Annotated in this window: 24 protein-coding genes; 11 read left to right on the top strand and 13 right to left on the bottom strand. The window is 72.3% G+C overall.

The features are described 5' to 3' along the window. Entirely contained in the window at positions 1–1,305 is a 1,305-nt protein-coding gene (locus ASG70_RS03850) for a nucleotide sugar dehydrogenase (RefSeq protein ID WP_056882513.1), read from the bottom strand. Between the two features lie 199 nt (positions 1,306–1,504). On the opposite strand from ASG70_RS03850, the gene ASG70_RS03845 reads away from it, so the two are divergent. Both ASG70_RS03845 and ASG70_RS03840 read left to right on the top strand, forming a co-directional pair. Continuing rightward, positions 1,505–1,960 (top strand): CoA-binding protein, encoded by a 456-nt coding sequence (locus ASG70_RS03845; protein WP_056882512.1) that lies wholly within the window; start codon positions 1,505–1,507, stop codon positions 1,958–1,960. A gap of 94 nt (positions 1,961–2,054) precedes the next feature. Beyond that, a complete protein-coding gene (locus tag ASG70_RS03840) occupies positions 2,055–3,065 on the top strand; it encodes a hypothetical protein (protein WP_056882511.1) in 1,011 nt (336 codons plus the stop codon). A 2-nt stretch (positions 3,066–3,067) separates the two neighbouring features. Here ASG70_RS03840 and purE read toward each other — a convergent pair whose 3' ends face one another. Both purE and ASG70_RS03830 read right to left on the bottom strand, forming a co-directional pair. After that, positions 3,068–3,589, bottom strand: coding sequence for a 5-(carboxyamino)imidazole ribonucleotide mutase (gene purE / locus ASG70_RS03835; RefSeq protein ID WP_056882510.1), 522 nt, complete (start codon positions 3,587–3,589; stop codon positions 3,068–3,070). Then, positions 3,586–4,782, bottom strand: coding sequence for a 5-(carboxyamino)imidazole ribonucleotide synthase (locus ASG70_RS03830; RefSeq protein ID WP_056882509.1), 1,197 nt, complete (start codon positions 4,780–4,782; stop codon positions 3,586–3,588). Before ASG70_RS03830 ends, purE begins: the two co-directional genes overlap by 4 nt. A gap of 105 nt (positions 4,783–4,887) precedes the next feature. Between ASG70_RS03830 and ASG70_RS03825 the strand changes: the two genes are divergently transcribed. Further along, positions 4,888–5,388, top strand: coding sequence for a GtrA family protein (locus tag ASG70_RS03825; protein WP_235531325.1), 501 nt, complete (start codon positions 4,888–4,890; stop codon positions 5,386–5,388). A 310-nt stretch (positions 5,389–5,698) separates the two neighbouring features. Here the strand turns inward: ASG70_RS03825 and ASG70_RS03820 are convergent, their stop codons facing one another. From ASG70_RS03820 to ASG70_RS03800, 5 genes are all read right to left on the bottom strand, one after another. Then, positions 5,699–6,724 (bottom strand): sensor histidine kinase KdpD, encoded by a 1,026-nt coding sequence (locus ASG70_RS03820; RefSeq protein WP_056882507.1) that lies wholly within the window; start codon positions 6,722–6,724, stop codon positions 5,699–5,701. 9 nt (positions 6,725–6,733) lie between these two features. Next, complete coding sequence (locus tag ASG70_RS03815; protein WP_056882506.1) at positions 6,734–7,411, bottom strand: response regulator transcription factor; 678 nt, start codon at positions 7,409–7,411, stop codon at positions 6,734–6,736. A 30-nt stretch (positions 7,412–7,441) separates the two neighbouring features. Beyond that, positions 7,442–8,233 carry an enoyl-CoA hydratase/isomerase family protein gene (locus tag ASG70_RS03810; RefSeq protein WP_056882505.1) on the bottom strand — a complete coding sequence of 264 codons (792 nt, stop codon included), beginning with the start codon at positions 8,231–8,233 and terminating at the stop codon, positions 7,442–7,444. Next, positions 8,230–9,459, bottom strand: coding sequence for an adenylate/guanylate cyclase domain-containing protein (locus ASG70_RS03805; protein ID WP_235531324.1), 1,230 nt, complete (start codon positions 9,457–9,459; stop codon positions 8,230–8,232). Before ASG70_RS03805 ends, ASG70_RS03810 begins: the two co-directional genes overlap by 4 nt. Positions 9,460–9,602: 143 nt before the next feature. After that, positions 9,603–10,382: a biotin--[acetyl-CoA-carboxylase] ligase gene (locus ASG70_RS03800; protein WP_082590059.1), complete on the bottom strand. Its 780-nt coding sequence runs from the start codon at positions 10,380–10,382 to the stop codon at positions 9,603–9,605. A 24-nt stretch (positions 10,383–10,406) separates the two neighbouring features. On the opposite strand from ASG70_RS03800, the gene ASG70_RS03795 reads away from it, so the two are divergent. Both ASG70_RS03795 and ASG70_RS03790 read left to right on the top strand, forming a co-directional pair. Beyond that, positions 10,407–12,071: an acyl-CoA carboxylase subunit beta gene (locus tag ASG70_RS03795; RefSeq protein WP_082590057.1), complete on the top strand. Its 1,665-nt coding sequence runs from the start codon at positions 10,407–10,409 to the stop codon at positions 12,069–12,071. Next, positions 12,071–12,292 carry an acyl-CoA carboxylase subunit epsilon gene (locus ASG70_RS03790; RefSeq protein WP_056882504.1) on the top strand — a complete coding sequence of 74 codons (222 nt, stop codon included), beginning with the start codon at positions 12,071–12,073 and terminating at the stop codon, positions 12,290–12,292. The genes ASG70_RS03795 and ASG70_RS03790 overlap by 1 nt, the downstream gene beginning before the upstream one ends. 19 nt (positions 12,293–12,311) lie before the next feature. On the opposite strand, the gene ASG70_RS03785 is transcribed toward ASG70_RS03790, so the two are convergent. Beyond that, entirely contained in the window at positions 12,312–12,983 is a 672-nt protein-coding gene (locus tag ASG70_RS03785) for an MOSC domain-containing protein (protein ID WP_056882503.1), read from the bottom strand. Positions 12,984–13,068: 85 nt separating this feature from the next. On the opposite strand from ASG70_RS03785, the gene ASG70_RS03780 reads away from it, so the two are divergent. The 3 genes from ASG70_RS03780 to ASG70_RS03770 all read left to right on the top strand — a co-directional run bounded on the left by ASG70_RS03780 (position 13,069) and on the right by ASG70_RS03770 (position 17,476). Next, the gene (locus ASG70_RS03780; RefSeq protein ID WP_056882731.1) at positions 13,069–14,772 is read left to right on the top strand and encodes a DUF885 domain-containing protein; all 1,704 of its coding nucleotides are present in this window, start codon (positions 13,069–13,071) and stop codon (positions 14,770–14,772) included. Between the two features lie 126 nt (positions 14,773–14,898). Continuing rightward, the gene (locus ASG70_RS03775; protein WP_056882502.1) at positions 14,899–16,782 is read left to right on the top strand and encodes a Na+/H+ antiporter; all 1,884 of its coding nucleotides are present in this window, start codon (positions 14,899–14,901) and stop codon (positions 16,780–16,782) included. 31 nt (positions 16,783–16,813) lie between these two features. Next, positions 16,814–17,476 carry a nucleoside triphosphate pyrophosphatase gene (locus ASG70_RS03770; protein WP_056882501.1) on the top strand — a complete coding sequence of 221 codons (663 nt, stop codon included), beginning with the start codon at positions 16,814–16,816 and terminating at the stop codon, positions 17,474–17,476. Positions 17,477–17,496: 20 nt separating this feature from the next. Here the strand turns inward: ASG70_RS03770 and ASG70_RS03765 are convergent, their stop codons facing one another. Both ASG70_RS03765 and ASG70_RS03760 read right to left on the bottom strand, forming a co-directional pair. Continuing rightward, on the bottom strand, positions 17,497–19,095 hold the full coding sequence (locus tag ASG70_RS03765) for an acyl-CoA carboxylase subunit beta (RefSeq protein ID WP_056882500.1): 1,599 nt from the start codon (positions 19,093–19,095) through the stop codon (positions 17,497–17,499). A 56-nt stretch (positions 19,096–19,151) separates the two neighbouring features. Beyond that, entirely contained in the window at positions 19,152–20,333 is a 1,182-nt protein-coding gene (locus ASG70_RS03760) for an acyl-CoA dehydrogenase family protein (RefSeq protein WP_056882499.1), read from the bottom strand. Between the two features lie 117 nt (positions 20,334–20,450). On the opposite strand from ASG70_RS03760, the gene ASG70_RS03755 reads away from it, so the two are divergent. After that, positions 20,451–20,873, top strand: a complete 423-nt coding sequence (locus tag ASG70_RS03755) for a MerR family DNA-binding transcriptional regulator (RefSeq protein ID WP_056882498.1) — start codon at positions 20,451–20,453, stop codon at positions 20,871–20,873. Between the two features lie 106 nt (positions 20,874–20,979). Here ASG70_RS03755 and ASG70_RS03750 read toward each other — a convergent pair whose 3' ends face one another. Then, entirely contained in the window at positions 20,980–21,876 is an 897-nt protein-coding gene (locus ASG70_RS03750) for a hypothetical protein (protein WP_156399802.1), read from the bottom strand. A gap of 206 nt (positions 21,877–22,082) precedes the next feature. Between ASG70_RS03750 and ASG70_RS03745 the strand changes: the two genes are divergently transcribed. Further along, entirely contained in the window at positions 22,083–23,102 is a 1,020-nt protein-coding gene (locus ASG70_RS03745) for an NAD-dependent epimerase/dehydratase family protein (protein ID WP_056882496.1), read from the top strand. Here ASG70_RS03745 and ASG70_RS03740 read toward each other — a convergent pair. Then, the gene (locus ASG70_RS03740; protein ID WP_056882495.1) at positions 23,099–24,052 is read right to left on the bottom strand and encodes a PfkB family carbohydrate kinase; all 954 of its coding nucleotides are present in this window, start codon (positions 24,050–24,052) and stop codon (positions 23,099–23,101) included. The two genes, ASG70_RS03745 and ASG70_RS03740, sit on opposite strands and share 4 nt — an antisense overlap. A gap of 102 nt (positions 24,053–24,154) precedes the next feature. Here ASG70_RS03740 and ASG70_RS03735 point away from each other — a divergent pair, with 102 nt between their 5' ends. Next, positions 24,155–25,540 (top strand): glucose-6-phosphate dehydrogenase, encoded by a 1,386-nt coding sequence (locus ASG70_RS03735; RefSeq protein WP_056882494.1) that lies wholly within the window; start codon positions 24,155–24,157, stop codon positions 25,538–25,540. Positions 25,541–25,552: the final 12 nt, after the last annotated feature.

Genomic DNA, 25,552 nt, shown 5'->3' with positions numbered 1-25,552 from the left:
TCAGCCGACCTTCTCGGCCTGGCCGACGACGAGGAAGCGCACGCCCTCGAAGCGGTCGGCGTCCAGGACGCGGCGACCGTCGACGACGACCTGCACGTCCGGGAAGTCCTTGGCGGACAGGTCGCGGTACTCCGCGTGGTCGGCCTGGACGACGACGACCTCGACCGGGTCACCGAGCGTGTAGGCGTCCCAGCCGAACTTCGCGAGCTCGTCCGCGGAGTACATCGGGTCGTGCACCACGACCTGCGCGCCGGCCTCGCGCAGCGCGTCGACCGTGGCGAAGACGCCGGAGAACGCGGTCTCCTTGACCCCGCCGCGGTAGGAGGCGCCGAGGACGGCGACCTTCTTGCCGGCGAGGCTGCCACCGGCCGCACCCACGGTCAGGCCCACGGTGTAGGCCGGCATCGCGGCGTTCGCTTCGCGGGCGGCGCGCACGACCGTCGCGTCCGGGTCGTTCCACAGGTACAGCCGCGGGTAGACCGGGATGCAGTGGCCGCCGACGGCGATGCCGGGGCGGTGGATGTGGCTGTAGGGCTGGGAGTTGCTGGCCTCGATGACCTGGAAGACGTCGATGCCGTTCTTCGCGGCGAACGCGCCGAACTGGTTGGCGAGGCCGATGTTGACGTCGCGGTAGGTGGTCTCGGCGAGCTTGGCCATCTCGGCGGCCTCCGCGCTGCCGAGGTCCCACACGCCGTTGCCGCGCTCGAGGTCGGGGCGGTCGTCGAACTGCAGCACCTGCTCGTAGAACTCGACGGCCTTGGCCGCACCGGCATCGGACAGGCCGCCGAGGAGCTTGGGGTACTTGCGAAGGTCCTCGAAGACACGACCCGTCAGCACGCGCTCGGGCGAGAACACGAGGTGGAAGTCGCTGCCCTCGGCCAGGCCGCTGCCCTGCTCCAGCTTCGGCTTCCACCGGAGGCGGGTGGTGCCGACCGGGAGGGTGGTCTCGTAGATGACGAGGGTGCCGGGCTTGAGGCCGCGGGCGATGTCGTCGGTGGCGGAGTCCATCCACCCGAAGTCGGGGCGGGCCTCCTCGTCGACGAACAGCGGCACCACGACCACGACGGCGTCGCTCTCGGCGACCGCGGCGGCGGTGTCGGTGGTGGCCTTCAGCTTGCCGGCGGGCACGACCTCGGCGAGGTACTCAGCCAGGTGCGCCTCCCCGGGGAACGGCTCGGTCCCGGCGTTGACCTGGTCCACGACGGGCTGGCTCACGTCAGCTCCGAGGACGTCGTGTCCAGACTTGGCGAACTGCACAGCCAGGGGCAGGCCGATCTTGCCGAGGCCGACGACGGTGATCTTCACGGTGTTCCTTCACGGTTGGGGTCCGCGGACGATCTTAGGGCCTGATCACCAGGCCCTTGCCCGGGCCTGCCGGCGGCCCGCTGCGGGCACGTCGCCGCCGACCGCGGCCACAGCGCCGCCCGCCGCGGCCTGCGCGCGGCTCCGGGCACGCACCGCCGACGAAGGTTGCGCCCTCGGGTGGACGTGTGATGCTGCCGGTATGACGCTGAAGCACCAGAACGACCCCGAGCTGGTCCGTGAGCTCCTGGCCGACCCCGGCACCTGGGTGGTGGTGGGCCTGTCGTCCAACCAGGACCGGCCGGCGTTCGACGTGTCGCGCTGGCTCAAGGTCGAGCTGGGCAAGGGCATCATCCCGGTCCACCCCGCTGCGGAGACCGTGCACGGGGAGAAGGGCTACGCCTCGCTCGCCGACATCCCCGACGGGACCGACATCAAGGTCGTCGACTGCTTCGTGAGCTCCGAGCACGTGGGTGCCGTGGTCGACGACGCCATCGCCAACAAGGACCGCCTCACCATCGACGCGGTCTGGATGCAGCTCGGCGTGGTGGACGAGGCCGCAGCGGAGCGGGCGCGCGCGGCGGGGCTCGGGGTCGTCATGGACACCTGCCCCAAGATCGAGTGGCGGGGAGTTCGGTCCGGCGGAATGGCCCGCTGAGGGCGCCGCGGCTGCCACACTGGGCCCGGCCCGGCACACGGGCGTTCGAGGGGAACGCCGGGGGGATCGCCGCGCCGTACCGTGAGGGGAACCCATGTCCGCCGTGCTCGCCACGTCCGTCCGCGCCCGCCTGGCCGCCGTCACCGCAGTGACCGCACTCGCTGCATCGGCGCTCGCCACCGCCGGCTCGAGTGCGGCGGCCCCCGCCCACGTGCCGGCCGCGGCTCCTGCGACGACGGCGGCGGTCTCGCCCAGCAGCCCGGGCTGCCGCCTCGAGGCCACCACGGTCGAACCGGATGCGAACCTCACGCAGCAGGTCTTCGACAGCACGGACTACAGCAAGGCGCCCTACGCCGAGCGGATCTACACCGCCCCGGCACACGTGACCGCCATGGCGGGGGCCAGCTCCCAGTGGGACAGCACCTACTCCCCGCCCCGCTACCTCTACACGAGGCAGTTCGCGATCCGCACCGACCGGCTCGTGTTCGGGACGACGCACTACAACACCGTCAAGCAGACCAAGGCCTACACCGAGAAGAAGTTCGGCACCGGCTGGGGCGCCGTCACGAAGATGGTCGACGCGTCGGACCGCAATCCCGAGTCGACCAAGAGCGGCTACCTCTACGCCGTCAGCGGGCGCACCGGCAACCTCGCCCGCTACAAGGTCTCCGAGAAGACCTGGGGATCACCGACCGTCGCCGCCGCGGGGGCCAAGGCCGGCTTCGGCGCTGTGACTGCGATGACGCTGGCCTACCAGTACCGGCCCTGGGACGACACCACGGCCGTCGACGCGCTGCTCATGACGACGAAGAAGGGCGCGCTCTACCTCGTCACCATGAAGCGCAGCGGCGCCTTCGCCCCCAGGCTGACGCTCCTGCGCGGTTCGACGTGGACCTTCGACGGCCTGGCGCTCGACAACTGCGGGCGCAACACCTGGGTCCTGCTGGCGACGAACAGCAGCACCGACGTCGCCCGGGTCTACGAGGTGTTCGGCTACCGCGGCACGTCGACGACGATCAAGCAGCTGAGCAAGGTCCCCGGCGCCTGGGACGCCAGGCTCACGGCGTCCTACTGGGAGTCGGACATCCCGACCCTCGAGCCCTGAGGTCAGCGGGTGCGGCGCTCCCGCAGCGCAGCGCCCTTGGCGTGGGCCTGGTCGCGCAGGTCGCCCTGGAACCGCGCCATGGCCTCGCGCAGCCCCGCTGCATACGGGCCCTCCCCCGCGGCCAGGACGCGCACGGCCAGCAGCCCGGCGTTGCGGGCCCCCCCGACCGAGACGGTGGCGACGGGCACGCCGGCCGGCATCTGCACGATCGACAGCAGTGAGTCCATGCCGTCGAGGTGCTTGAGCGGCACCGGCACGCCGACCACGGGCAGCGGCGTCACGGCGGCGAGCATGCCGGGCAGGTGCGCGGCGCCACCCGCGCCGGCGATGATGACGCGCAGGCCGCGGTCGGCAGCGCGCTGTCCGTAGGCGATCATCTCCTCGGGCATGCGGTGCGCCGAGACGACATCTGCCTCGTAGGGCACCCCGAACTCCTCGAGCGCCTGCGCCGCGAGCTCCATGACGGGCCAGTCGCTGTCGCTGCCCATGACGACCCCGACGAGGGGTGCCTGCTGGTCGCTCATTCGGTGATCACTCCTGCGAGGTAGTCGGCCGCGTGGCGGGCCCGCTCGCGCAGGTCCTCCAGGTCGGTGCCGCTGACGGTCACGTGCCCGATCTTGCGGCCCGGCCGGACGGACTTGCCGTACATGTGCACCTTGAGCCCGGGGTCCCTGGCCATGATGTGGCGGTAGGCGGGGTACAGGTCGGGGTAGTCGCCGCCGAGGACGTTGGCCATGACCGTGAACGGGGCGCGCGGCGTGGGCGCGCCCAGCGGGAGGTCGAGCACCGCCCGGAGGTGCTGCTCGAACTGGCCCGTCACCGCGCCGTCCATCGACCAGTGCCCGCTGTTGTGGGGGCGCATGGCGAGCTCGTTCACGACGTACGCTGCCGCGCCGGTCGCGGGGTCGCGCACCTCGAACATCTCCACCGCGAAGACACCGGTGACGCCGAGCTCCTCGGCGATCCGCAGGCCCGCCTCGGTGGCGACCGCGGCGAGGTCGGCGTCGAGGTCGGGGGCCGGGGCCAGGACCTCGGTGCAGATGCCGTCGGTCTGGACGGTCTCGACGACCGGCCAGGCGGCAGCCTGGTTGGACGGGCTGCGCGCGATGAGGACGGCCAGCTCGCGGACGAAGTCGACCTTCTCCTCCAGCAGCACGCCGTCGCGCAGCGCGCCCGGCGAGCCCACCTGCTCCAGCCAGTCGGCGACGTCGGCAGCGGAGTCGATGACACGCACGCCCTTGCCGTCGTAGCCACCGCGCGGCGTCTTGGCGACCACCGGCCAGCCCACCCGCTCGGCGAACGCTTCGACGTCCGAGGCCGTGCGGGCCCTGGCCCACTGGGGGCACGCGACCCCGATGGCGCCGAGGCGCTCGCGCATGGCCAGCTTGTCCTGGGCGAAGTGCAGCGCCTCGGGGGTCGGGTGCAGCGGCACCCTGGACGAGACCAGCGCCTCGAGGACGGCCGGCGGCACGTGCTCGTGGTCGAAGGTCACGACGTCGCAGTGCTTGGCGAAGTCGAGCACGTCGTCGACGTCGGTGTGGTCACCGACCGGCGAGTGCGGCACGACCTGCGCTGCTGCGGCGTCCGGCGCCTCCGCCAGGACGCTGAGGGTCACCGACAGCTCGGCCGCGGGGCCGGCGCACATCCGCGCCAGCTGCCCCCCGCCGATGACGCCGACGACCGGGAACCCTCCGGGAGCACGCTGCGGTGAGGTCACGCGGCGAGGATATCGGCCGCCGCCGGGACCCCTGCCGCCACCTCATCGGTCGGGACCGCGCGTGGCCGGCACGCAGCACACAGGGGCCGCCGATAGGCTCCACTGGTGTCAGCGAGCCCCTCCCTCGTCACGCGCCTGCGCGGGACCGTCGACGTCCTCTACCGCGAGATGATCAAGTTCGGGGTGGTGGGCGCGGTCGCGTTCGTCATCGACATCGGTGGGTTCAACCTCCTGCGCGCCACCGTGCTCCACGGCCAGGGCACCTGGGTCCTGTCGAGGGCCGTCATCGCGACCATCATCTCCGCCGCCGTCGCGACCGCCGCGGCGTGGATCGGCAACCGGATGTGGACGTTCCGCCACCGGCGCAACCGCCCGGTCCACCACGAGGCCATGCTGTTCGCGCTCACCAACGGCGTGGCACTGCTGATCCAGGCCGCCTGCGTCGGGCTCACCAACCAGATCGTGCCCGGCCACACGAGCCTCGCCGCGGAGAACGCCGCCAAGGTCGTCGGCATCGGGCTCGGCACGCTGTTCCGCTTCTGGGCCTACCGCCGCTTCGTCTTCAGCCACGAGCCCCTCGAGGACACCTCCCCGCTCGCCGACTGAGCCGAGCCCGGCGCTCTCCAATCCGCCGCGCCACCCTCACCCCGGCTAACTTTCGGCCCATGGGCCGAAAGTTCCCGGCGGGGTACCGCGCTTCCGTGCCCGCTCCCGGCCCATGGGCCGAAAGTTCCCGGCGGGGTACCGAGCCTCGTGCCCACTCCCGGCCCATGGGCCGAAAGTTCCCGGACCGGGTACGCCGCCCCGCGCGCCCCGTCCGCCCCGCCCGGCCGTGCCCTCCCCTGCCCTGCCTACGAAAAGGCGCCTGGGCCACGGAGCTTCGTGGGCCAGGCGCACCTCGGCGGGCAGAGCGGGGTCAGCCGGCGTCGGACTCGCTGAGGAACAGGGCGAAGATCGCCGGCTGGGCCTGGATGAGCTCGAGCCGGCCACCGTTGGACTCGGCGAGGTCGCGGGCGAGCGCCAAGCCGAGGCCGGTGCCGCTGGTGGTGACCGAACGCTCGAAGATGTGCGGCGCGATGGTGGCCGGCACTCCCTCGCCCTGGTCGCTGACCTCGACGACGACCGAGGGGCCCGAGCGCCGCGCGTGCACGTCGACGGTGCCGCGGCCGTGCGCCAGGGAGTTCTCGAGCAGCGTGGAGAGGACCTGCGAGAGGGCCACGGGCGTGGCCTGCACGACCAGCCCGCGCTCGCCGTGGACGCGGACGCTGCGCCGGGCCTGCTCGAACGCCGGCTGCCACTCGCGCTGCAGTGCCGCGATGACCGAGTCGAGCGACACGGTCGCCTTGGGCTCGTCGCCACCGCGGCGGGTGCGCGACATGAGGTCGTCGACGACACGGGTGAGCCGCTCCACCTGGGCGATGGCGATGTTGGCCTCCTCCTGCACGACCTCGAGGTCGTCGGTGGCGGCGATCTCCTCGAGCCGCATGAGCAGCGCGGTGAGCGGCGTGCGCAGCTGGTGCGAGGCGTCGGCGGCGAAGTCGCGCTCGGACGCCAGCGACTTCGTGAGCGTCTGGGCGCTGCGCGAGAGGACCTGGCTCACCTGGTCGAGCTCGGCGATGCCGGTGTGCAGCGGCTGGATGCGGGACTCGCCCGCGCCGAGCCGCTCGGCCCTGTCGGCGAGCAGCGTCATGGGCCGCGAGAGCCGCTGCGCCTGCTGGATCGCGACGAACACCCCAGCACCGAGCGCGAGCACGGCGAGGGCGATGACGACGCCGCCGAGGCGCATCGACGTCGAGGCCGGCGTGCCTGCGTCGAGCCACTGGGCCACGGCACCCCGTCCCCGCACCGTCGCCCGCCAGATCGCGAAACCCACGGGAGCCATCGTGATGAGGATGGCCAGGCTGACGGCCAGGACCGTCGAGCGGATCAGCTGTTGGCGCATGTCAGGCGCTCAGACCTCTTCCCCGCGCTCGAACCGGAAACCGACTCCGCGGACGGTGGCGATGTAGCGGGGCTGCGCGGCGTCGTCGCCGAGCTTCCGCCGCAGGACGGAGATGTGCATGTCGAGGGTCTTGGTGGACCCGAACCACGCGGTCTCCCAGATCTCGCGCATGAGCTGCTCGCGCGAGACGACCTTGCCCTGTTCGCGGACGAGCACGCGCAGCAGGTCGAACTCCTTGGCGGTGAGCTGCAGCTCCTCCTCGCGGAACCAGGCGCGTCGGCCCTCGGGGTCGATGCGGACCAGCTCGTTGGTCGAGGGCGCGTCGGTCGGGTTGCGGCGCAGCAGGGCCCGCACGCGGGCGAGCAGCTCGGCCAGCCGGAACGGCTTGGTGACGTAGTCGTCGGCGCCGGCGTCCAGACCGACGACGGTGTCGACCTCGTCTGCGCGAGCCGTGAGGATCAGGACCGGGACCGTGCGTCCCTCGGCGCGGATGCGGCGGCAGACCTCGAGGCCGTCGACGTAGGGCAGGCCGAGGTCGAGCACCACGAGGTCGGGGTTCTCCGCGGAGGCCTCGAGGGCGGCGCGCCCGTCGGCACGGACGTCCACGTCGTACCCCTCACGGCGCAACGCCCGGGCCAGGGGCTCGGAGATCGCAGGGTCGTCCTCGGCCAGCAGCACTCGGGTCATGGGGGTGATCGTAGGCAACCGGGGGCCAGATCAGCGACCGGGCCACACCGGAGAACGCTTTTCGTTGAAAGCAGCCACGCCCTCGGCGCGGTCGCCCGAGAACGCGGTGGCCGCCCACCGCTCGTCCTCGATGTGCAGGCCGGCGTCGAGGTCGGTGTCGAACCCGAGCCGCATGGCCGCCTTGGCGTTGCGCACACCCACGGGGGAGTTGCCCGCGATGGTGGTGGCCAGCTCCAGCGCCCGGTCGCGAGCGGTGCCGGCGGGCACCACCTCGTCGACTGCCCCGAGGGCGTGGGCGTCGGCAGCCGAGAAGCGCTCGGCGGTGAACACCATGCGAGCGGCCCTCGACCACCCGACGCGACGGGTCAGCAGCTGAGTGCCGCCGCCGCCGGGGATCACGCCCACAGACACCTCCGGCAGCCCGACGACGGCCGACTCGCCGCAGACGACCAAGTCGCAGGACAGCGCGATCTCGAACCCCCCGCCGAGCGCGTAGCCGTCGACGGCCGCCACCACCGGGACGGGCAGGTCGAGCACCCCTCGGTATGCCGCCCGCGCCAGCGGCCGCTGCGCGCGCAGCTCGTCGTCGGTGAAGGAGTTGCGCTCCTTGAGGTCGGCGCCCACGCAGAAGGCCTTCGGGTGGGTCGAGCTGACCACGACGGCGCGGACGGTGGGGTCCTCGGCGAGCTCCTTGGTCGCGCGGCCGAGGGCGTGGGCCATCTCCGTGGAGACGGCGTTCATCGCCTCGGGGCGGTCGAGCACGATCTCGGCGACGTGGCCGCCCTCGCCGTGCCGCTCGACGCGGACCAGTGCTGAGGTCATGGGGTGTCCTTCCGTGGAGCGGTGACGCTGGAGGCGTTGGTGGTGGAGGCGTTGGTGGTGGAGGCCTTGGTGGTGGAGGCGTTGAGGGTGGAGGCGTTGAGGGCGGAGCCGTCGAGCGTGGAGGCTGCGGAGGTGGCGGCGACGGTCTCGGGCGCCCGCCCGCCCAACCGGCCGCCGGCCGCGCGACGGAGCTCGCTGGGGGTCACGGTCCCGATGCCACGCAGAGTCCGCCGCCGCAGGGCGGTGGTCTCGAACCCGGACACCGACGCGAGCGCCGAGGCGAGGGCGTCGTCGACGAGCACGCCGCCGCCGGGCGCGACGCTGGTGAGCCGGCTGGCGCGGTTGACGGTGGTGCCGAAGACGTCGCCGAGCCGCGACAGCACCGGCCCGACCGCCATGCCGACCCGCACGTCGGGGAGCAGGTCGTCCTCGGCCATGGTCTCCACGAGGTCGAGCGCGACGGCTGCGGCGGGCGCCGCGTCGAGGGTGACGAACAGGATCTCGTCACCCACGGTCTTGATGACCCGGCCCCCGTGTGCCGTGACGATGTCGGTGGCCAGGGCCTCGAACCGCTGCACCATCACCGCGAGCTGCCGCTCGGTCATCCGCCGCACCAGCGAGGTGAAGCTGACGAGGTCGGCGAACCCGACCACGCGACGTACGCCTTGGGACGACTGCTGGGGGTCGGCGTCGGCGAGCATGCGCGAGATGGCGGCGGTGAGGTGGCGGCGCCAGGCGTAGATCAGGAGGGGCTCGAGGCTGTCGGCCATGTCGGCGAGCTTGCGGGCGGCCGCCTTGGCCGCGGCGAGGTCCGGTACGGCGCGCGCGTCGGCCTCGTCGAGCGCCGCCTCGAGGCCAGGTGCGGCGAGCGCCTCGGCCATGAGCTGGGTCTGCCAGACGGCGAGGCGGTCGGTGGTGCGGGCGAACGCGCGGGTCAGGGCCAGCGCGGTGGGCTCGTCGAGCTCCTCCTCGCGCACCAGCCGCGCGACGGCCATGAGGGCCATCTGGTCGGCCTCGGTGAACATGGCGTCGTCGTCGGCGACGATCGGGAACCCCAAGGCGTGCCAGAACTTGCGCGCCGACAGCAGCGACACCTCGGCCCCGCGGCTGACGTCGCGGCGGGCCATGGTCGCGGGCTTGCCGAGCAGGCGGGCCTCGAGGTTGTCCGGCCCGAGGGCGGCGAAGTCCTCGGGGCGCACGATCCGGTGTCGGCCGACCTCGGACACGGCTGACTCCTCCTCGGGCTCCTCGGGCAGGGTTCACGGCTGGGCTGCTCGGGGCGCACCGTCGCGCTCCCCTCACCCCGCATCATGCCGTGCGCGAGGGGGCCGCGCCGTCCGGGACCACCCGTGTCGGGCCCGGACCCCCTTCAGCCTGCGGGTCGCACGTGCACGACGTCGCCCGCGGCGACCGGGTACTCCGTGCCGCCCCCTGCGACCACGAGACGGCCCTCCTCGTCGACACCGGTGGCGCGCACGCGGCGTACGTCGCCTGCCCCGACGTGGAGCTCGACGTCGCGGCCGATCGTGACGCACGCGGCGCGGTACGCGGAGTGCACGCCGGCCCGCGCGTGCGCGTCGCCGCACAGCTCACCGTGCCAGCGCGCGAGGTGGGTGAGGATCGCGACGACGAGGTCCTCGCGGGAGACCCCGGGCGCGCCGGCGAGCCGCAGCGAGGTGGCGGTGTCCACCGGGAGCTCGTCACGCTCCTGGTCGACGTTGACCCCGATCCCGACGACGATGCCGCCGGGCTGGAGCTCGCAGAGGATGCCGCCGACCTTGCGCTCGCCGTCGGCCGGGAGCAGGACGTCGTTGGGCCACTTGAGGACAGCCTCGACCCCGGCCACGTCGCGCACCGCGTCGCGGACCGCGAGCCCGGCCACCAGCGGCATCCACTCCCGGCCGCTGTCCGGCGCGGGCAGGAGCACCGACAACGTCAGCGAGGTGCCGCGAGGGGTCTCCCAGGTGCGGCCGAGGCGGCCCCGGCCTGCCTGCTGGTGGTCGGTCACGACGACGTGGAACGGCCGCGCGATGCGCGCCGCCTCCGCGTTGGTGGAGCCGAGCTCGCGGTGGACGTCGACGTCGGTCCACCGGGAACCAGACGTGACCAACGCCTCGTGCAATGCCTCACGCTGGAGCGGTTCGCGCATGGGGTCAAGGCTAGGCTCCCGGCCATGGCGCAGACCACCGATCCCGTCAGCGAGGACGCCGGCGCACCGGTCTCCACCGGCGGCACCGACGTCCCTTCCGACATCGACATCCACTCCACCGCCGGCAAGCTCGCCGACCTCAAGCGCCGCGTGGCCGAGGTGGCCCACGCCGGGTCGGAGCGCGCAGTGGAGAAGCAGCACGCCCGCGGCAAGAAGACCGCCCGCGAACGCCTCGAGATGCTGCTCGACGAGGGCTCGTTCGTGGAGATGGACAAGTACGCGCGCCACCGCAGCACCGCATTCGGCCAGGAGCAGAACCGCCCGTACGGCGACGGCGTCGTCACCGGGTACGGCACCGTCGACGGCCGCACCGTCGCCGTCTTCGCCCAGGACTTCACCGTGTTCGGCGGCTCCCTCGGCGAGGTCTTCGGCGAGAAGATCTGCAAGGTCATGGACTTCGCGATGAAGGTCGGCTGCCCCGTCGTCGGCCTCAACGACTCCGGCGGCGCCCGCATCCAGGAGGGCGTGGTCTCGCTCGGGCTCTACGGCGAGATCTTCCGCCGCAACGTGCACGCCAGCGGCGTGATCCCCCAGATCTCGCTCGTCATGGGCCCGTGCGCCGGCGGGGCCGTCTACTCCCCAGCCGTCACCGACTTCACCGTCATGGTCGACCAGACGTCGCACATGTTCATCACCGGTCCTGACGTCATCAAGACCGTGACCGGCGAGGTCGTCTCGTTCGAGGACCTCGGCGGCGCCCGCGCCCACAACACCAAGTCCGGTGTCGCGCACTACATGGGCGACGACGAGGCCGACGCGATCGAGTACGTCAAGGCACTGCTTTCCTACCTGCCCAGCAACAACCTCGAGGAGCCGCCGTCGTTCGCCGACGACGACGACCTGCCGTCACTCGAGGTCACCGACGACGACCTCGTCCTCGACACGCTGATCCCCGACAGCCCCAACCAGCCCTACGACATGCACACCGTCATCGGGGCCGTCGTCGACGACGGCGAGTTCCTCGAGGTGCACCCGCTGTTCGCGCCCAACATCATCTGCGGGTTCGGGCGTGTCGAGGGCCGTTCGGTCGGCGTCGTGGCCAACCAGCCGATGCAGTTCGCCGGGACCCTCGACATCGACGCGTCTGAGAAGGCCGCCCGCTTCGTGCGCACCTGCGACGCGTTCAACGTGCCGGTGCTGACCTTCGTCGACGTGCCCGGCTTCCTGCCCGGCACCGACCAGGAGTGGGACGGCATCATCCGCCGCGGCGCCAAGCTCATCTACGCCTACGCCGAGGCCACCGTCCCCCTCGTCACCGTCATCACCCGCAAGGCGTACGGCGGCGCGTACGACGTCATGGGCTCCAAGCACCTCGGCGCCGACATCAACCTCGCGTGGCCCACCGCGCAGATCGCGGTGATGGGCGCCCAGGGCGCGGTCAACATCCTCTACCGCCGCCAGCTCGCCGCCGCCGAGGCCGCCGGCGAGAACGTCGACGAGGCACGGGCCCGGTTCATCACCGAGTACGAGGACACCCTCGCCAACCCCTACATCGCCGCCGAGCGCGGCTACGTCGACACCGTCATCACGCCGTCCAACACCCGCATGAACGTCACCAAGGCCCTGCGGGCGCTGCGGAGCAAGCGCGAGACGCTGCCCCCCAAGAAGCACGGGAACATCCCACTCTGATGGGCGTCGACGACCGAACCGACCAGCCACCGCTTCGGCTGGTACGGGGCGCCGCCAGCCCCGAGGAGATCGCCGCGCTGCTCGCGGTGCTGTCCGCCGCGTCCGGCGGCGAGGAGCCGGCGGCCCCGCGCCGTACCTCGGTGTGGGCCTCGCGCGAGCGGCTGGTGCGCCGCCCCCTCACCCCGGGTCCCGGCGCCTGGGGCGCCTCCGCCTGGCGCTGAGGCCCACGCGCCCGGTCGCTCAGGAGCGCGCGGTACGGCGCTCCACCACCTCGCGCAGCTCGTCGGCGTCCGGACCGGTGAGGGCGTCGGCGTCGAGCACCCTGCGGGCCGCGTCGAGGTCGCCGGTGAAGGCCCGGAAGGCGACGACGACGTCGACGTCGTGGTCGGGGCGGGAGACGACCTCGATGGCGTCGCCGCTGCGTACGGTCCCACCGGTCACCACGGCCAGGTAGGCGCCGGAGCGGCCCACCTCGGTGAAGCGCCGTACCCACCCCTTCTCCCCCATCCGCGCCTGGAACGTCGCGCACGGGATCCGCGGACCGCAGACCTCGAGCACGACCTCGTGGCCCACGGCCCACCGCTCGCCGAGCAGGGCGCCGTCGACGTCGAGGCCGGCGGTGGTGAGGTTCTCGCCGAACAGCCCTGCGGCCAGGGGCCGCCCGAGGCGCTCCTCCCACCGGTCGAGCTCCTCGCGGGCGAACGCGTAGACCGCCTGCTGGTCACCGCCGTGGTGCCGGACGTCGCCGATGAAGTCGCCCTCGAGGCCGCTGCCGAGGCCGCCGTGCTTCGGGCCCGGGGCGCGCAGCACCGCGCTGTCGACCGGCGTCTTGCCGATGCCCGTGACGCCCACCTTCTTCGCGGCGTTGGGCTCGGGGCGGCCGATGTTGAGGGACAGGAGGCGAGCGCTCATGGCCCCACCCTAGGGACTGGGCAACCGGGATCTCCCGCCAGGATTTCCGGTGACGTCGTCAGTGCGCTGGGGTACCTTCGCCCGGGTGAGCCCAGAGACCTCCAGCGCCCGCCCAGCCACCGCCATCGACCAGATCGCCGACGACTTCCTCGCCGCCCTCGTCGACCTCAGCCCGATCACGGCCACCAGCCTGGGGATCGCCGGTCACGAGGAGGACCTCGACGACTTCTCCCCCGCCGGGCTGGAGGCCTCCTCGCGGCTGCGTCGCGAGACCCTCGCCAAGCTGGAGTCCGCCGAGCCGGTCGACGACATCGACCGGGTGACGCTGGCCGCGATGCGTGAGCGGCTCGGGCTCGCCGAGGAGGTGCACGCCGCCGGGCTGGAGGAGATGTCCCTCAACGTCATCGCCTCCCCGCTGCAGGAGATCCGCGGCTGCTTCGACCTCATGGCGACCGCCACCGAGGAGGACTGGGGCGTCATCTCCCGACGCATGGCCAAGGTGCCCACGGCCCTCGACCAGTGGAAGCAGAGCCTGACCGCCGCTGCCGGGCGCGGGGACGTGGCACCTCGCCGCCAGGTCCAGGCGTGCATCCAGCAGTGCCGCGACCTCACCGCCGACGACGGCTACTTCGCGGGCCTGCTCTCGGGCGCGAAGGCCGACGACACCGAGCTCACCGACGGCACCCGCACCGAGCTCGCGTCCGCCGTCGGCACCGCCCGCGAGGCGTATGCCGACGTCGGCCGCTGGCTCGAGGCCGAGCTCCTCGACCGGGCCCCGGAGGCCGACGCCTGCGGCCGCGAGCGCTACGCGCTGTGGTCGCGGCTGTTCCTCGGCACCGAGGTCGACCTCGAGGAGACCTACCGGTGGGGCCAGGACGAGGTCGCCCGCATCACCGCCGAGATGGCGGCCGTCGCCGACCAGGTCAAGCCCGGGGCGACCGTCAAGGAGGCCATCGCGGCCCTCGAGGACGACCCGCGATACCAGCTGCGCGGCACCGACGAGCTGCGGGAGTGGATGCAGACCAAGGCCGACGAGGCCATCTCGGTCCTCGCCGACACCCACTTCGACATCCCCGACCCGGTGCGCCGGATCGAGTGCATGATCGCGCCCACCCAGACCGGCGGCATCTACTACACCGGCCCCAGCGAGGACTTCACCCGGCCGGGCCGCATGTGGTGGTCGGTGCCCAAGGGCGTCACCGAGTTCGGCACCTGGAAGGAGCTCACGACCGTCTACCACGAGGGCGTCCCGGGCCACCACCTCCAGGTCGCCCAGACGGTCTTCCGTTCCGAGCTGCTCAACCGCTGGCGCCGGATCCTGGCCTGGACGTCGGGCCACGGCGAGGGCTGGGCCCTCTACGCCGAGCTGCTCATGGCCGAGCTCGGCTACATGGACGACCCCGGCAACCGGATGGGCCTGCTCGACAGCCAGTCGCTGCGGGCGGCCCGCGTCGTCATCGACATCGGCGTGCACTGCGGGTTCGAGGCCCCCGAGGAGGTCGGCGGCGGCGAGTGGACCTACGACAAGGCCTGGGACTACCTCACCGCCCACGCCAACCAGGGCGAAGCGTGGCTGCGCTTCGAGCTCGACCGCTACCTCGGCTGGCCGGGCCAGGCACCGTCCTACAAGATCGGCGAGCGGCTCTGGCTGCAGCTGCGCGAGCAGGTCCGTCTGCGCGAGGGCGACGCCTTCAGCCTCAAGGACTTCCACCGCAAGGCCCTAGACATCGGCGGCGTCGGCCTCGACACCCTGCGACAGGCCGTGCTGGGAGAGCTCGCCCAGGGCTGATCCCGCGACCACCCAGGTCGTCCACCAGCTCGTCCCACCAGCTCGTCCCAGCCGGTCGTCCACCCCGGTCGTCCGCCCCCTGATGCGCCATCGGCGGGGTGGGCGCCGGGGTGCGAGGATGCCGACGTGGAACTCGCCCTGACCCTGGTGGTCCTCGTCGCCGCGGTCATCGCCATCGCCGGGCTCGCGAGCAAGCTGGCTGTCCCCCCGCCGCTGGCCCTCATCGTCTCGGGCATCGCCGCGTCCTTCGTGCCGTTCATCACCGAACCGGTGCTCACGCCGCAGGTCGTCCTCTACGGCTTGCTGCCCCCGCTGCTGTACGCCGCGGCAGTCCGGACCTCGCTGGTCGACTTCCGCGCCAACACGTCCTCGATCATCGCGCTCTCGGTCGGCCTCGTGCTGTTCACCGCCGCGGGCGTGGGCCTCGTGACCTGGTGGCTGCTGCCCGTGCCGTTCGCCGTAGCCTTCGCCCTCGGCGCCGTCGTCGCGCCGCCCGACGCCGTGGCCGCCTCGGCGGTGGCCCGGCGCATAGGGCTCCCCCGGCGGGTGGTGACCATCCTCGAGGGCGAGTCCCTGGTCAACGACGCCACCGCGCTGGTCTCCCTGCGCACTGCGATCGCGGCGTTCACCACGGCCGGGACCGCCGAAGCCGTGACGTTGGGCTCGGTGGCGGGCGACTTCGCCTGGGCCGTCGTCGGCGGTGTCGGGTTCGGGGTCGTCGTGGCCCTCGTGGTGGGGTTGGTCCGCAGGTCGTTCACCGACCCCGCGATCGACACCTCGCTGTCGTTCATCGTGCCGTTCCTCGCCTTCCTCCCCGCCGAGCACTACCACTCCTCCGGCGTGCTCAGCGTCGTGGTCGCGGGGCTGCTGCTGGGCCACAAGTCGCCGGTGGTCCAGAACGCCGCCTCCCGCCTGAGCGAGCGGATCAACTGGGCGTCGGTGCAGTTCCTGCTGGAGAACGCCGTCTTCCTCATGATCGGCCTGCAGATGCGCCGCATCGTCACCGACGTGTCGGGCTCAGGGCTCGGGTGGGGGCGCGTGGTCGTGCTGTCGGTGGTGGTCCTGCTCGCCGTGGTGGTGCTGCGGCCGCTCTACGTCTTCCCGACGCGTTGGTTCTTCGGCCGGTTCGACAAGGGCGTCAGCCCGACCGCGCGGCCCTACGCCCAGAGCGCGATCATCTCGTGGGCCGGGATGCGAGGGGTGGTCACGCTCGCCGCCGCGTTCACGCTGCCGCCGGACACCCACTACCGCGGCGTCTTCGTCTGGATCGCCATGGTCGTGACCGTGGGGACCCTGCTCCTGCAGGGCACCACGCTGCCGCTGCTCGCCCGCGCCCTGCGGGTGCGCGGGCCGGACCCGCGCGAGGACGCCCTCCAGGAGGCCACCATCCTTCAGGCCTCCGTGGCCGCCGGCCTGAAGGCGCTGGAGGACTGCGACGAGTCCGACCCCGAGGTCATCGAGACGCTGCGCACCCGCGCGGAGAACCGCACCAACATCGTCTGGGAACGCCTCGGCCAGGGCCGCGAGGGCGCCGAGACCCCCAGCGAGACCTACCGACGCATGCGCATGGTCATGCTCGTCGCCGAGCGCAGGGAGCTCCTGCGGATCCGTGACGAGGGGCTGGCCGACCAGGAGGTGCTCGCCCATGTCATGGACCAGCTCGACATCGAGGAGTCGATGCTCGACCGCATCGAGAGCCGCACGTCCGACCTGCGGGACGAGCCCATGCTCCCGGTGGAGCGCGCCGAGGACGAGTGCCAGCACCTCGCCGCCGCGCACGACCGGTTCGTGGCCCCCTCCAGCCCGCACGGGTGCGAGGAGTGCCTGCGCGACGGCACGACCTGGGTGCACCTGCGGCTGTGCCTGCAGTGCGGCCACGTGGGCTGCTGCGACTCCTCACCGCAGAAGCACGCCGACGCCCACTTCCACGAGACCCGCCACCCGGTCATGCGCAGCTTCGAGCCCGGCGAGTCGTGGCGCTGGTGCTTCGTCGACAACCAGCTCGGCTGAGGCCGGTCCGGGTCGGGCTACAGTCCCGGTCATGACCAACCCGACCGCCACCATCGTCCTGGCCTCCGCCTCCCCGGCCCGCAAGAAGCTGCTGCTGGCGGCCGGCATCGAGCCCAGCATCGTCGTGAGCGGGGTCGACGAGGACGCGGTCACGGCGGCAGCCCGGGAGACCTACGGCGAGCTGGCCCCGGAGGACGTCGCCCTCGTGCTGGCCCGCGCCAAGGCCGAGGACGTCGCCGGCCAGATCGAGCACGTGCTCGTCGTCGGCTGCGACTCCGTGCTCGAGCTCGACGGGGAGGTCCACGGCAAGCCGGCCGACGCGGCTGAGGCGGTCGAGCGGTGGACCCGCATGAGCGGTCGTTCCGGGGTCCTGCACACCGGGCACTGGGTCGTCGACACCCGCGAGTCGGGAGCCGGTGGCACCGGGGCGACGCTCGGGGCCACCGCCTCCACCACCGTGCACTTCGCTCGCCTGGACACCGCGGAGGTCGAGGCCTACGTGGCGACCGGTGAGCCGCTGCGCGTCGCCGGCGCCTTCACCCTGGACGGCCTCGGGTCGCCCTACGTGGCCGGCATCGAGGGCGACCCGAGCAACGTCGTCGGCCTCAGCCTGCCGCTGCTGCGTGAGCTGCTCGAGGAGATCGGGATCAGCTGGCGCTCGCTGCGCAGCGCCAGCTCCGCCCGCGGCAACTGAACCGCGGCCGCCTGCCCGCGTCAGACCGGGGGGACGTCGCGGCGCTTGGTCGCGAAGTGGCGCTCGCGGTTCGACGAGTAGCGCAGCCGCAGCAGCAGCTCGGCCCGCAGCGCGTCGGCCTCGATGACCTGGTCGAGGACGAGGTCGGCGGCGAGCCGTTCGAGGTCGACGTCCTCCTCGTACTCGCGCCGCTTCTCCTGCACGAACGCCTCACGCTCGGCCTCGTCCTCGATGGCCGCGATCTTGTTCGCGTACACCGCGTTGACCGCTGCCTCGGGGCCCATCACGGCGATGCGTGCGGTCGGCAGGGCGATCGTCGCGTCGGGCGCGAAGCCGGGGCCGCCCATGGCGTAGAGCCCGGCGCCGTAGGCCTTGCGGACGACCACGCAGAACTGCGGCACGGTCGCCGAGGAGACGGCGTGCACCATCTTCGCCCCGTGGCGGATGATGCCGCCGCGCTCGACCTCGGAGCCGATCATGAAGCCCGGGACATCGGCGAGGTAGAGCAGCGGGATCGAGAACGCGTCGCACAGCCAGATGAACCGCGCGGCCTTGTCGGCGCTGTCGGTGAACAGCACGCCGCCCTTGACCATCGAGTTGTTGGCCACGATGCCTACCGTCTCGCCGGCCATGCGGCCGAAGCCGATGACGAGCTCGGGGGCGAACAGCGGCTTGACCTCGAAGAACGACTCGTCGTCGACGAGCCCGTCGATCACCTCGTGGATGTCGAACGGCTGGCTCTCGCGCTCGGGGACGGTGTGGCGGGTCAGCGGCTTCGAGGGCTCCTCCGGCGCATACGTCGGCAGGTCGGCCCGCCAGCTCGTCGGCATGTAGGAGAAGTAGAGCTTCGCGAGCTCGATCGCCTCGGTGTCGTCGGAGACCAGCAGGTCGCCGACGCCCGAGACGGTGCAGTGCATGCGCGCGCCGCCCATGTCCTCGAGCGACACCTTCTCCCCCACGACCATCTCGGCCATGCGCGGGCTGCCGAGGTACATCGACGCGTTGCCCTCGACCATGATGATGAGGTCGGTGAACGACGGGATGTAGGCGCCACCGGCGGCGCTCGGGCCGAACAGGCAGCAGATCTGCGGGACCTTGCCGGAGAGCGCGACCTGGTTGTGGAAGATCTTCCCCGCGCCGCGTCGGCCCGGGAACATCTCGACCTGGTCGGTGATGCGGGCGCCCGCGGAGTCGACGAACCAGAAGACCGGCAGCTCCTCGCGCAGCGCCATCTCCGTGGCGCGCACGATCTTCTCGACGGTGCGCGATCCCCACGAACCCGCCTTGACCGTCGGGTCGTTCGCGATGACGACCGCCGGGCGCCCGTCGACCGTGCCTCGACCGGTGACGACACCGTCGGCCGGCAGCCCGGTGGCCGTGGCGTTCGCGAACCGGCCGTCCTCGACGAAGCTCCCCTCGTCGAACAGCAGCGCGATGCGGTCGCGGACGTAGAGCTTGCCCTGTGCGTCGAGCTTGGCCTGCGCCTTCTCGGGCGCGGAGGCCGAGGCCTCGTACGCCGCCGCGAGCCGCCTGCGCACGTCCCCCACCTTGGGGTCGGCGCCGGCGTCCCCGGCCACGGCGAAGGCTGGACTGGCGTCGTCGGCTCGGCTCACCGGCATACCCTCTCGCACTGTCTCCGGACCGTCCGCACCCGGACGTTCGCTGGTGGTGGCGCTCACGCGGTCGGCAGGCCGAGGTGGCGGGCGATGACCATGCGCTGGACCTCGGAGGTGCCCTCGCCGATCTCGAGGATCTTGGCGTCCCGGTAGAAGCGGGCCACGGGGTACTCCTCCATGAAGCCGTTGCCACCGAAGACCTGCGTGGCGATGCGGGTCGCGGTGACGGCGGCCTCGGTCGAGTAGAGCTTGCAGATCGCGGCGGCCTGCTTGACCTCCTTGACCGAACGGCGCCCGCGCTCGAGCTCGTCCTTGAGCCACGCGGCCTTGTAGGTGAGCTGGCGGGAGGCCTCGACCATGACGGCGAGGTCGGCGATCTGGAACGAGATGCCCTGGTTGACGCCGATCGGCTTGCCGAACGCCTTGCGCGTCTTGGCGTACTCGGTCGTCTCCTCGAGCATCCGCTGGCTCATGCCGATGGCGAGCGCCGAGATGGCGATGCGGCCGTCGTCGAGGGTCTTGAGGAACTGCTTGAAGCCCTCCCCCTCGTTGCCGAGCAGGTTGCCGACCGGGACGCGGCAGTCCTCGAAGGTCAGGCCGTGCGTGTCGGAGGCGTGCCAGCCGAGCTTGTCGTAGGCCGGCTCGACGGTGAAACCCGGTGTGCCGGAAGGGATCATGATCGCGCTGAGGATGGCCGAGCCGTCCTCGTTGGTGCCCGTGCGCGCGGTGACGGTCACGACGGAGGTGATGTCGGTGCCGGAGTTGGTGATGAACGCCTTGGAGCCGTTGACGACCCACTCGTCACCGTCGCGGACGGCCTTGGTGCGGGTGGCACCGGCGTCGGAGCCGGCATCGGGCTCGGTCAAGCCGAAGCCGGCGAGGGCGCGACCGGCGACGAGGTCAGGCAGGAAGCGCTCCTTCTGCTCCTGCGAGCCGTACGTCAGGATCGGGTTGATGCCCAGGCCCACGCCGGCCGACAGGGTGATGCCGATGGACTGGTCGACCCGCCCCAGCTCCTCGATGGCCACACACAGCGACGTGAAGTCGCCGTCGTCGCCCATGCCACCGAACTCCTCGGGCACGACGAGCCCGAACAGCCCCAGCTCGCCCATCTTGGGCACGAGGTCGGACGGGAAGTGGTGGTCCTTGTCCCACTGCGCGATGTGCGGCTCGACCTCGGCCTCGGCGAACTCCCGGACGACCTTGCGGAAGTCCTCGTGCTCCTTGGACAGCTCGAACATGCGTGCTCCTCGTGGGATCAGGGGTGGTGCCGTGGGGGTGTTGCGCGCGTGCCGTGGGGTGTGCGGCGCGTCGCCGGTTCTTGACGTTGACGTCAACGTAAAGCAATACTCACCGGTATGCCAGCCCCCGACCTCGACCAGTCCGACCGGACGTCGTCGGCGTCGCCGCCCAGCTGGACGATCCGGGAGGTCGCGGACGAGTTCGGCGTCACCCACCGCACCGTGCGCCACTACGAGGACCTGGGCCTCATCTCCCCCGAGCGGCGCGGCACCACGCGGGTCTACCACCGCCGTGACCGCACGCGACTGGCCCTGATCCTGCGCGGCAAGCGCCTCGGGTTCCCGCTCGAGGAGATCCGCACGATCATCGACCTCTACGACCGGCCCCGCGGCAAGGCCAGCCAGCTCGAGTACGTCCTGGACCAGATCGACGAGCGCCGGACCGACCTCGAGCAGCGGCGGCGCGACCTCGAGGACGCCCTGGCCGAGCTCGGCGAGTTCGAGCGCCGCTGCCGCGCCGACCTCGCCCGCCTCACCTGACCCCGCCTGCCACCAGACCGATCGGCCGGGCGCGAGGGGTGGCAAACGGCTGCTGCGCACCCGGGGGAACCAGCCGGTTCCCACCTCTCGCGACTGTCGGCGCGAGCTAGAGCAGCAACCGGGTGAGGCGGCCGCGCAGGGCGGCACTCTCGCGTGGGCCGGTGAGGCTCAGCGACGTCATCTCCACGTAGGTCCAACCTTCGTCCTCGAGGCCAGCCCTCCGCTCGCGTTCGTACTGCCAGGCCCGGCGATCGGTGCGGTGCTGGTCGCCGTCGTACTCGCCGACGACCCGCTGTTCCTTCCAGACGAAGTCAGGTCGCGCGAGCCAGCGACCCCACGCGTCGTACAGATCGAGGTTGAGCTGCGGCTCCGGCAGCCGCCATCGCGCGAAGGCAACCCGGGCTTTGCTCTCCCACGGCGAGGCTGCACCCACCCGTACCAGCGCGGCCGCCTCACGCAGCCGCACGGCGCCACGACCGGTCCGGTCCTGGGCTGCGCGGAGCAGGTCCTTCGGCCGGAGCTCGTGCCTGGCACCCACCAGGACGTCGCCGGCTGCGACAAGGTCACCCAGTCCGAACAGGGTGGACAGGTCCGCCCACGTGTCGAGGGCATCCGTGACCCGGGCCGAGTCGACAGGGCAGGTGCACCGATGCTCCAGTCCCCGGTGGCTGCGTACACCGTGTCGCTCGATCCTCGGCCGCGTCGAGTCCCGCATGACGTCGAGCGGCTCGGTGGGCAGCCAGGTACTCGGCATCGGAAGGCCCAGGACTCGCGCGGCGGTGACGTGGGAGAACGCGACGTCACCGGGCAGGGCGAGGGCGAAGGCTCGCACGCGACCCTCGAAGCAGACGGCTCCCACTGCCCGATCTCGCACGCCGTACGTCGGAGCCCGCAGGTCGCGCGCCCGCATCCGCGCGCGGCTGAGGCCGGCTTCGCGTCCGGCGGCATGGGTGAAGGGTCCGCGGACGAGACCCTCCGGGATGGGAGAGGGCGACTTCGACACGTCTGCAGCGTCTCCGCACCGAACCGGACGGACGAGGCCAGCCGGGGCACCTGTGGGTATTCGGCCCGCGCACCTCCGGGTGTGGATGGCGGCACGGCTCGCGAAGGGTGGGAAACGGCTGCCTCACGCTCGCGGCAAGCCGCCACTTCCCACCCCTGGGGACGACGCCGGAGGTGCCGCGAGGAGGCCCGGCCTAGGGTTGGGGGATGGCTCCCACCCGCGGCACCGGCTCCGCCCGCAGCGTCCTGTTCATCGGCGGGACGGGCGTCATCAGCACCGCGTGCGCCCGCGCGGCCGTGGCCGAGGGGTTCGCGGTCACCCTGCTCAACCGGGGCACGAGCAGCACCCACGAGCCGGCCGCCGGCGCCGAGGTCGTCACCGCCGACGTCCGCGACCTCGACGCTGTGCGTGGCGTCCTCGCAGGGCGCGCGTTCGACGTGGTCGTCGACTTCCTGACCTTCACCCCCGACCAGCTGACGACGAACCTCGACCTGCTCGAGGGACGGTTCGGCCAGTACGTCTTCATCAGCTCCGCCTCGGCATACCAGACCCCGCCCGCCCACGGACCCGTCACCGAGTCGACGCCGCTGCGCAACCCGTTCTGGCAGTACTCCCGGGACAAGATCGCCTGCGAGGACCTGCTGGTCTCGCGCTACCGCGACCACGGCCTGCCGATGACGATCGTCCGCCCGTCGCACACCTACGACCACACCCTGCTGCCGTTCACCGGCGGCTGGACCGTGGTGCAGCGGATGCTCGAGGGTCGCGAGGTCGTCGTCCCCGGCGACGGCACCTCGTGGTGGACCCTGACGCACCACGAGGACTTCGCCCGGGCGTTCGTGCGCCTGCTCGACCGCCCCCAGGCGATCGGCGAGGCCTTCCACATCACCTCCGACGAGGCGCTGACCTGGGACCAGATCCACCAGGAGGTTGCCGCGGCAGCAGGCGTGGAGGCCCGGATCGTGCACGTGGCCTCGGACGCGATCGCCGCGCAGGACAAGGAGATCGGCGCCTCCCTGGTCGGCGACAAGTCCAACTCCATGGTGTTCGACAACACCAAGCTCCGCACGCTCGCCCCGGGCTGGCGCGCGCTGGTGCCGTTCCGTCGCGGGGCGGCCGAACTGGTCGCCTGGCACCTCGCCGACAAGAGCCGCCAGCGGGTCGACCGCGACCTCGACGCGATGTACGACCGGCTCCTCGAGGCCTACCGCCCCCGCGCGCTCTAGCCGTTCGCGAGAGCTGCCAGGAACGCGTCGATCTCTGCCGAGGTCGGCGCGGTGGCCGGTCCACGGCGTGTCACCTTGATGGCCCCGGCGGCGTTGGCACGCCGGGCTGCGGTGAGCCAGTCGGCGCCACGGGCCCGCTCGGCGAGCAGCACCCCGGTGTGGGTGTCGCCGGCGCCGTTGGTGTCCACCGCCTCCTGCGGGTGGCCGGGCAGGTACTGCGTGCGGCCGCCCTCGTGGACGTGGCACCCCTTCGCCCCGTCGCGGACGACCGCCACCGCCCCGGCGGGGAGCCGGGCAGCGACCGCCGCGGCCGAGTCGTCCTCCACGCGCACCCCGGTCAGCGTCAGCGCCTCGTCGGCGTTGCTCGTCCAGACCGTGGTCCGGGCCAGCACCCGGTCCTGCAGCGTGGCCTCGAGGCCACCGAACGCGTCACCCGGGTCGAGCACCACGACGACGCCCTCGGCGAGCCCGGACACCCACTCCAGCAACGGGTCCCGCGTGCGCCCGACGAGTGAGAACCCGCTCACGCAGACCAGGTCGCCCACCTGCGGCGAGGAGGTCTGCAGGCTCTCGACCGTGACGTGGCGCTCGGCACCCTGGGTCGTGACGAACGTGCGCTCGGCCGACGGCTCGACCATGACGACGCAGATGCCCGTGTCGATGCCCTCGACCGCGGGGCTGCTGATCGCGACCCTGTCCGCGGCGAGCGCCGCCCGCACGAGGTCGCCGTTGGAGCCGGTACCGACCGCCCCGGCGTGCACGCACTCCGCGCCCGAGCGCGCTGCGGCCACGAGGATGTTGACCGCTCCCCCGGCATACCGGCTGTAGGACGTTGCCACCGCGTTGCCGCCGCGCTCCGGCAGCGCCGCGACCTCGACGACCTCGTCGACGAGCGCCTGGGCGCTGTGGATGAGCCGCGGCCGTCGCGGCTGCCCGTCCTGGGTGGCCATGCCGAGGGAGTATGCCGCGTCGACCGTTCCGCTGCCGCCCTCGCCATACGACCGGCGCCCCACGACCGGCGCGCTCAGGCAGCCGGTGGCAAGGTGGGGAGCATGGCCACCGCACCCGGGACGACGTTGCTCATCCTCGGCGCAGGAGGTGACCTGACCCACCGGCTGCTGCTGCCCGGGCTCGCGAGCCTGCTCGCCGTCGAGCGCGAACGCCGGGTCCGCGTCGTCGGCGCCGACCGGGTCGACCTCTCCGCCGACCAGTGGCAGGCCCGGATCGAGGAATCGTTCTCCACCGTCGAGGCGCCCGCGGCGGTGACGCGCGAGGTCACCCGGCACGCGGAGTACCGCAAGACCGACCTCCTCGACCAGGACGCGCTGCAGGCCCTCGTGACCCACTGCGGTGACGGCCCCCTGGTGATCTTCTTCGCGCTGCCGCCCCAGGTGACGGTCAAGGTGTGCGAGCTGCTGCAGCACCTCGACCTGCCGGAGACCACCCGCCTGGCCCTGGAGAAGCCGTTCGGCACCGACCGCGCCAGCGCCGCCGACCTCAACGCGCTGCTGCACCGGATCGTCGGCGAGGAGGACATCTTCCGGATCGACCACTTCCTCGGCGTCGGGACGGTGTTCAACCTCGTGGGGCTGCGCTTCGCCAACCGCGTGCTGGCGCCGATCTGGAACGCCGAGCACATCGAGCGGGTCGAGATCGTCTACGACGAGGACCTGGCGCTGGAGGGCCGGGCCGGCTACTACGACGGCGCGGGTGCTCTCAAGGACATGCTGCAGAGCCACCTGCTGCAGATCATGTCGCTGTTCGCGATGGAGTCGATCGCCACCCTCGACGCCCAGGAGCTGCGCGACCAGAAGGTCCAGGTCCTGCGCGCCACCCGGGTCTGGGGCGGCTCCCCGAAGCGGTCCTCACGCCGCGCCCGGTACACCGCGGGCACGATCGGACAGCGCACGGTGCCGGACTACGTCGGAGAAGAGGGTGTCGACCCCGGGCGTGGCACCGAGACGCTCGCCCAGGTGACCCTCGAGGTGCGCAACAACCGGTGGGCCGGCGTGCCGTTCGTGCTGCGCAGCGGCAAGGCCCTGGGGGCGCCGCGCAAGCACGTCGTGGCCCACCTTCGGGACGTGCCCCACCTGCCCACCGGGTTCGCCGGCAGCTCCGGCAGCGACCGCCTCACCATCGACCTCAAGCCGGGTGCCGTGTCGCTCACGCTGACGATGAACGCCGAGGGCGACCCGCTCGACCTGGAGCAGAAGACCCTGACGGCCACGCTCGCGGCGCCCCGGATGCAGGCCTACGGCGAGGTGCTCGCCCAGGTCCTCGACGGCAGCCAGCTGCTCACGGTGCGGGGTGACGCGGCCGAGGAGTGCTGGCGGGTGATGGCGCCGGTCATCGAGGCCTGGGAGAAGGGCAACGTCCCGCTCGAGGAGTACGCCGCCGGGTCCACCGGCCCGGACGGCTGGCTCCCCGACCGGGACTGACCCGGCACCGGA

The sequence above is a fragment of the Phycicoccus sp. Soil748 genome (assembly GCF_001428025.1).
In the GTDB taxonomy this organism is placed as follows: Bacteria; Actinomycetota; Actinomycetes; order Actinomycetales; family Dermatophilaceae; genus Pedococcus.
This window is presented reverse-complemented; position numbering and strand designations above follow the sequence as displayed.

What these genes read in the sequence shown, in the direction of transcription:
- ASG70_RS03845 (WP_056882512.1), top strand. Translation starts at nt 1,505, where the DNA reads ATGACGCTGAAGCACCAGAACGACCCCGAGCTGGTCCGTGAGCTCCTG.
- ASG70_RS03840 (WP_056882511.1), top strand. Translation starts at nt 2,055, where the DNA reads ATGTCCGCCGTGCTCGCCACGTCCGTCCGCGCCCGCCTGGCCGCCGTC.
- ASG70_RS03740 (WP_056882495.1), bottom strand. Translation starts at nt 24,052, where the DNA reads ATGGCCACCCAGGACGGGCAGCCGCGACGGCCGCGGCTCATCCACAGC.
- ASG70_RS03785 (WP_056882503.1), bottom strand. Translation starts at nt 12,983, where the DNA reads ATGAGCGCTCGCCTCCTGTCCCTCAACATCGGCCGCCCCGAGCCCAAC.
- ASG70_RS03745 (WP_056882496.1), top strand. Translation starts at nt 22,083, where the DNA reads ATGGCTCCCACCCGCGGCACCGGCTCCGCCCGCAGCGTCCTGTTCATC.
- ASG70_RS03815 (WP_056882506.1), bottom strand. Translation starts at nt 7,411, where the DNA reads ATGACCCGAGTGCTGCTGGCCGAGGACGACCCTGCGATCTCCGAGCCC.
- ASG70_RS03755 (WP_056882498.1), top strand. Translation starts at nt 20,451, where the DNA reads ATGCCAGCCCCCGACCTCGACCAGTCCGACCGGACGTCGTCGGCGTCG.
- purE (WP_056882510.1), bottom strand. Translation starts at nt 3,589, where the DNA reads ATGAGCGACCAGCAGGCACCCCTCGTCGGGGTCGTCATGGGCAGCGAC.
- ASG70_RS03735 (WP_056882494.1), top strand. Translation starts at nt 24,155, where the DNA reads ATGGCCACCGCACCCGGGACGACGTTGCTCATCCTCGGCGCAGGAGGT.
- ASG70_RS03760 (WP_056882499.1), bottom strand. Translation starts at nt 20,333, where the DNA reads ATGTTCGAGCTGTCCAAGGAGCACGAGGACTTCCGCAAGGTCGTCCGG.
- ASG70_RS03795 (WP_082590057.1), top strand. Translation starts at nt 10,407, where the DNA reads ATGGCGCAGACCACCGATCCCGTCAGCGAGGACGCCGGCGCACCGGTC.
- ASG70_RS03810 (WP_056882505.1), bottom strand. Translation starts at nt 8,233, where the DNA reads ATGACCTCAGCACTGGTCCGCGTCGAGCGGCACGGCGAGGGCGGCCAC.
- ASG70_RS03765 (WP_056882500.1), bottom strand. Translation starts at nt 19,095, where the DNA reads ATGCCGGTGAGCCGAGCCGACGACGCCAGTCCAGCCTTCGCCGTGGCC.
- ASG70_RS03790 (WP_056882504.1), top strand. Translation starts at nt 12,071, where the DNA reads ATGGGCGTCGACGACCGAACCGACCAGCCACCGCTTCGGCTGGTACGG.
- ASG70_RS03800 (WP_082590059.1), bottom strand. Translation starts at nt 10,382, where the DNA reads ATGCGCGAACCGCTCCAGCGTGAGGCATTGCACGAGGCGTTGGTCACG.
- ASG70_RS03820 (WP_056882507.1), bottom strand. Translation starts at nt 6,724, where the DNA reads ATGCGCCAACAGCTGATCCGCTCGACGGTCCTGGCCGTCAGCCTGGCC.
- ASG70_RS03770 (WP_056882501.1), top strand. Translation starts at nt 16,814, where the DNA reads ATGACCAACCCGACCGCCACCATCGTCCTGGCCTCCGCCTCCCCGGCC.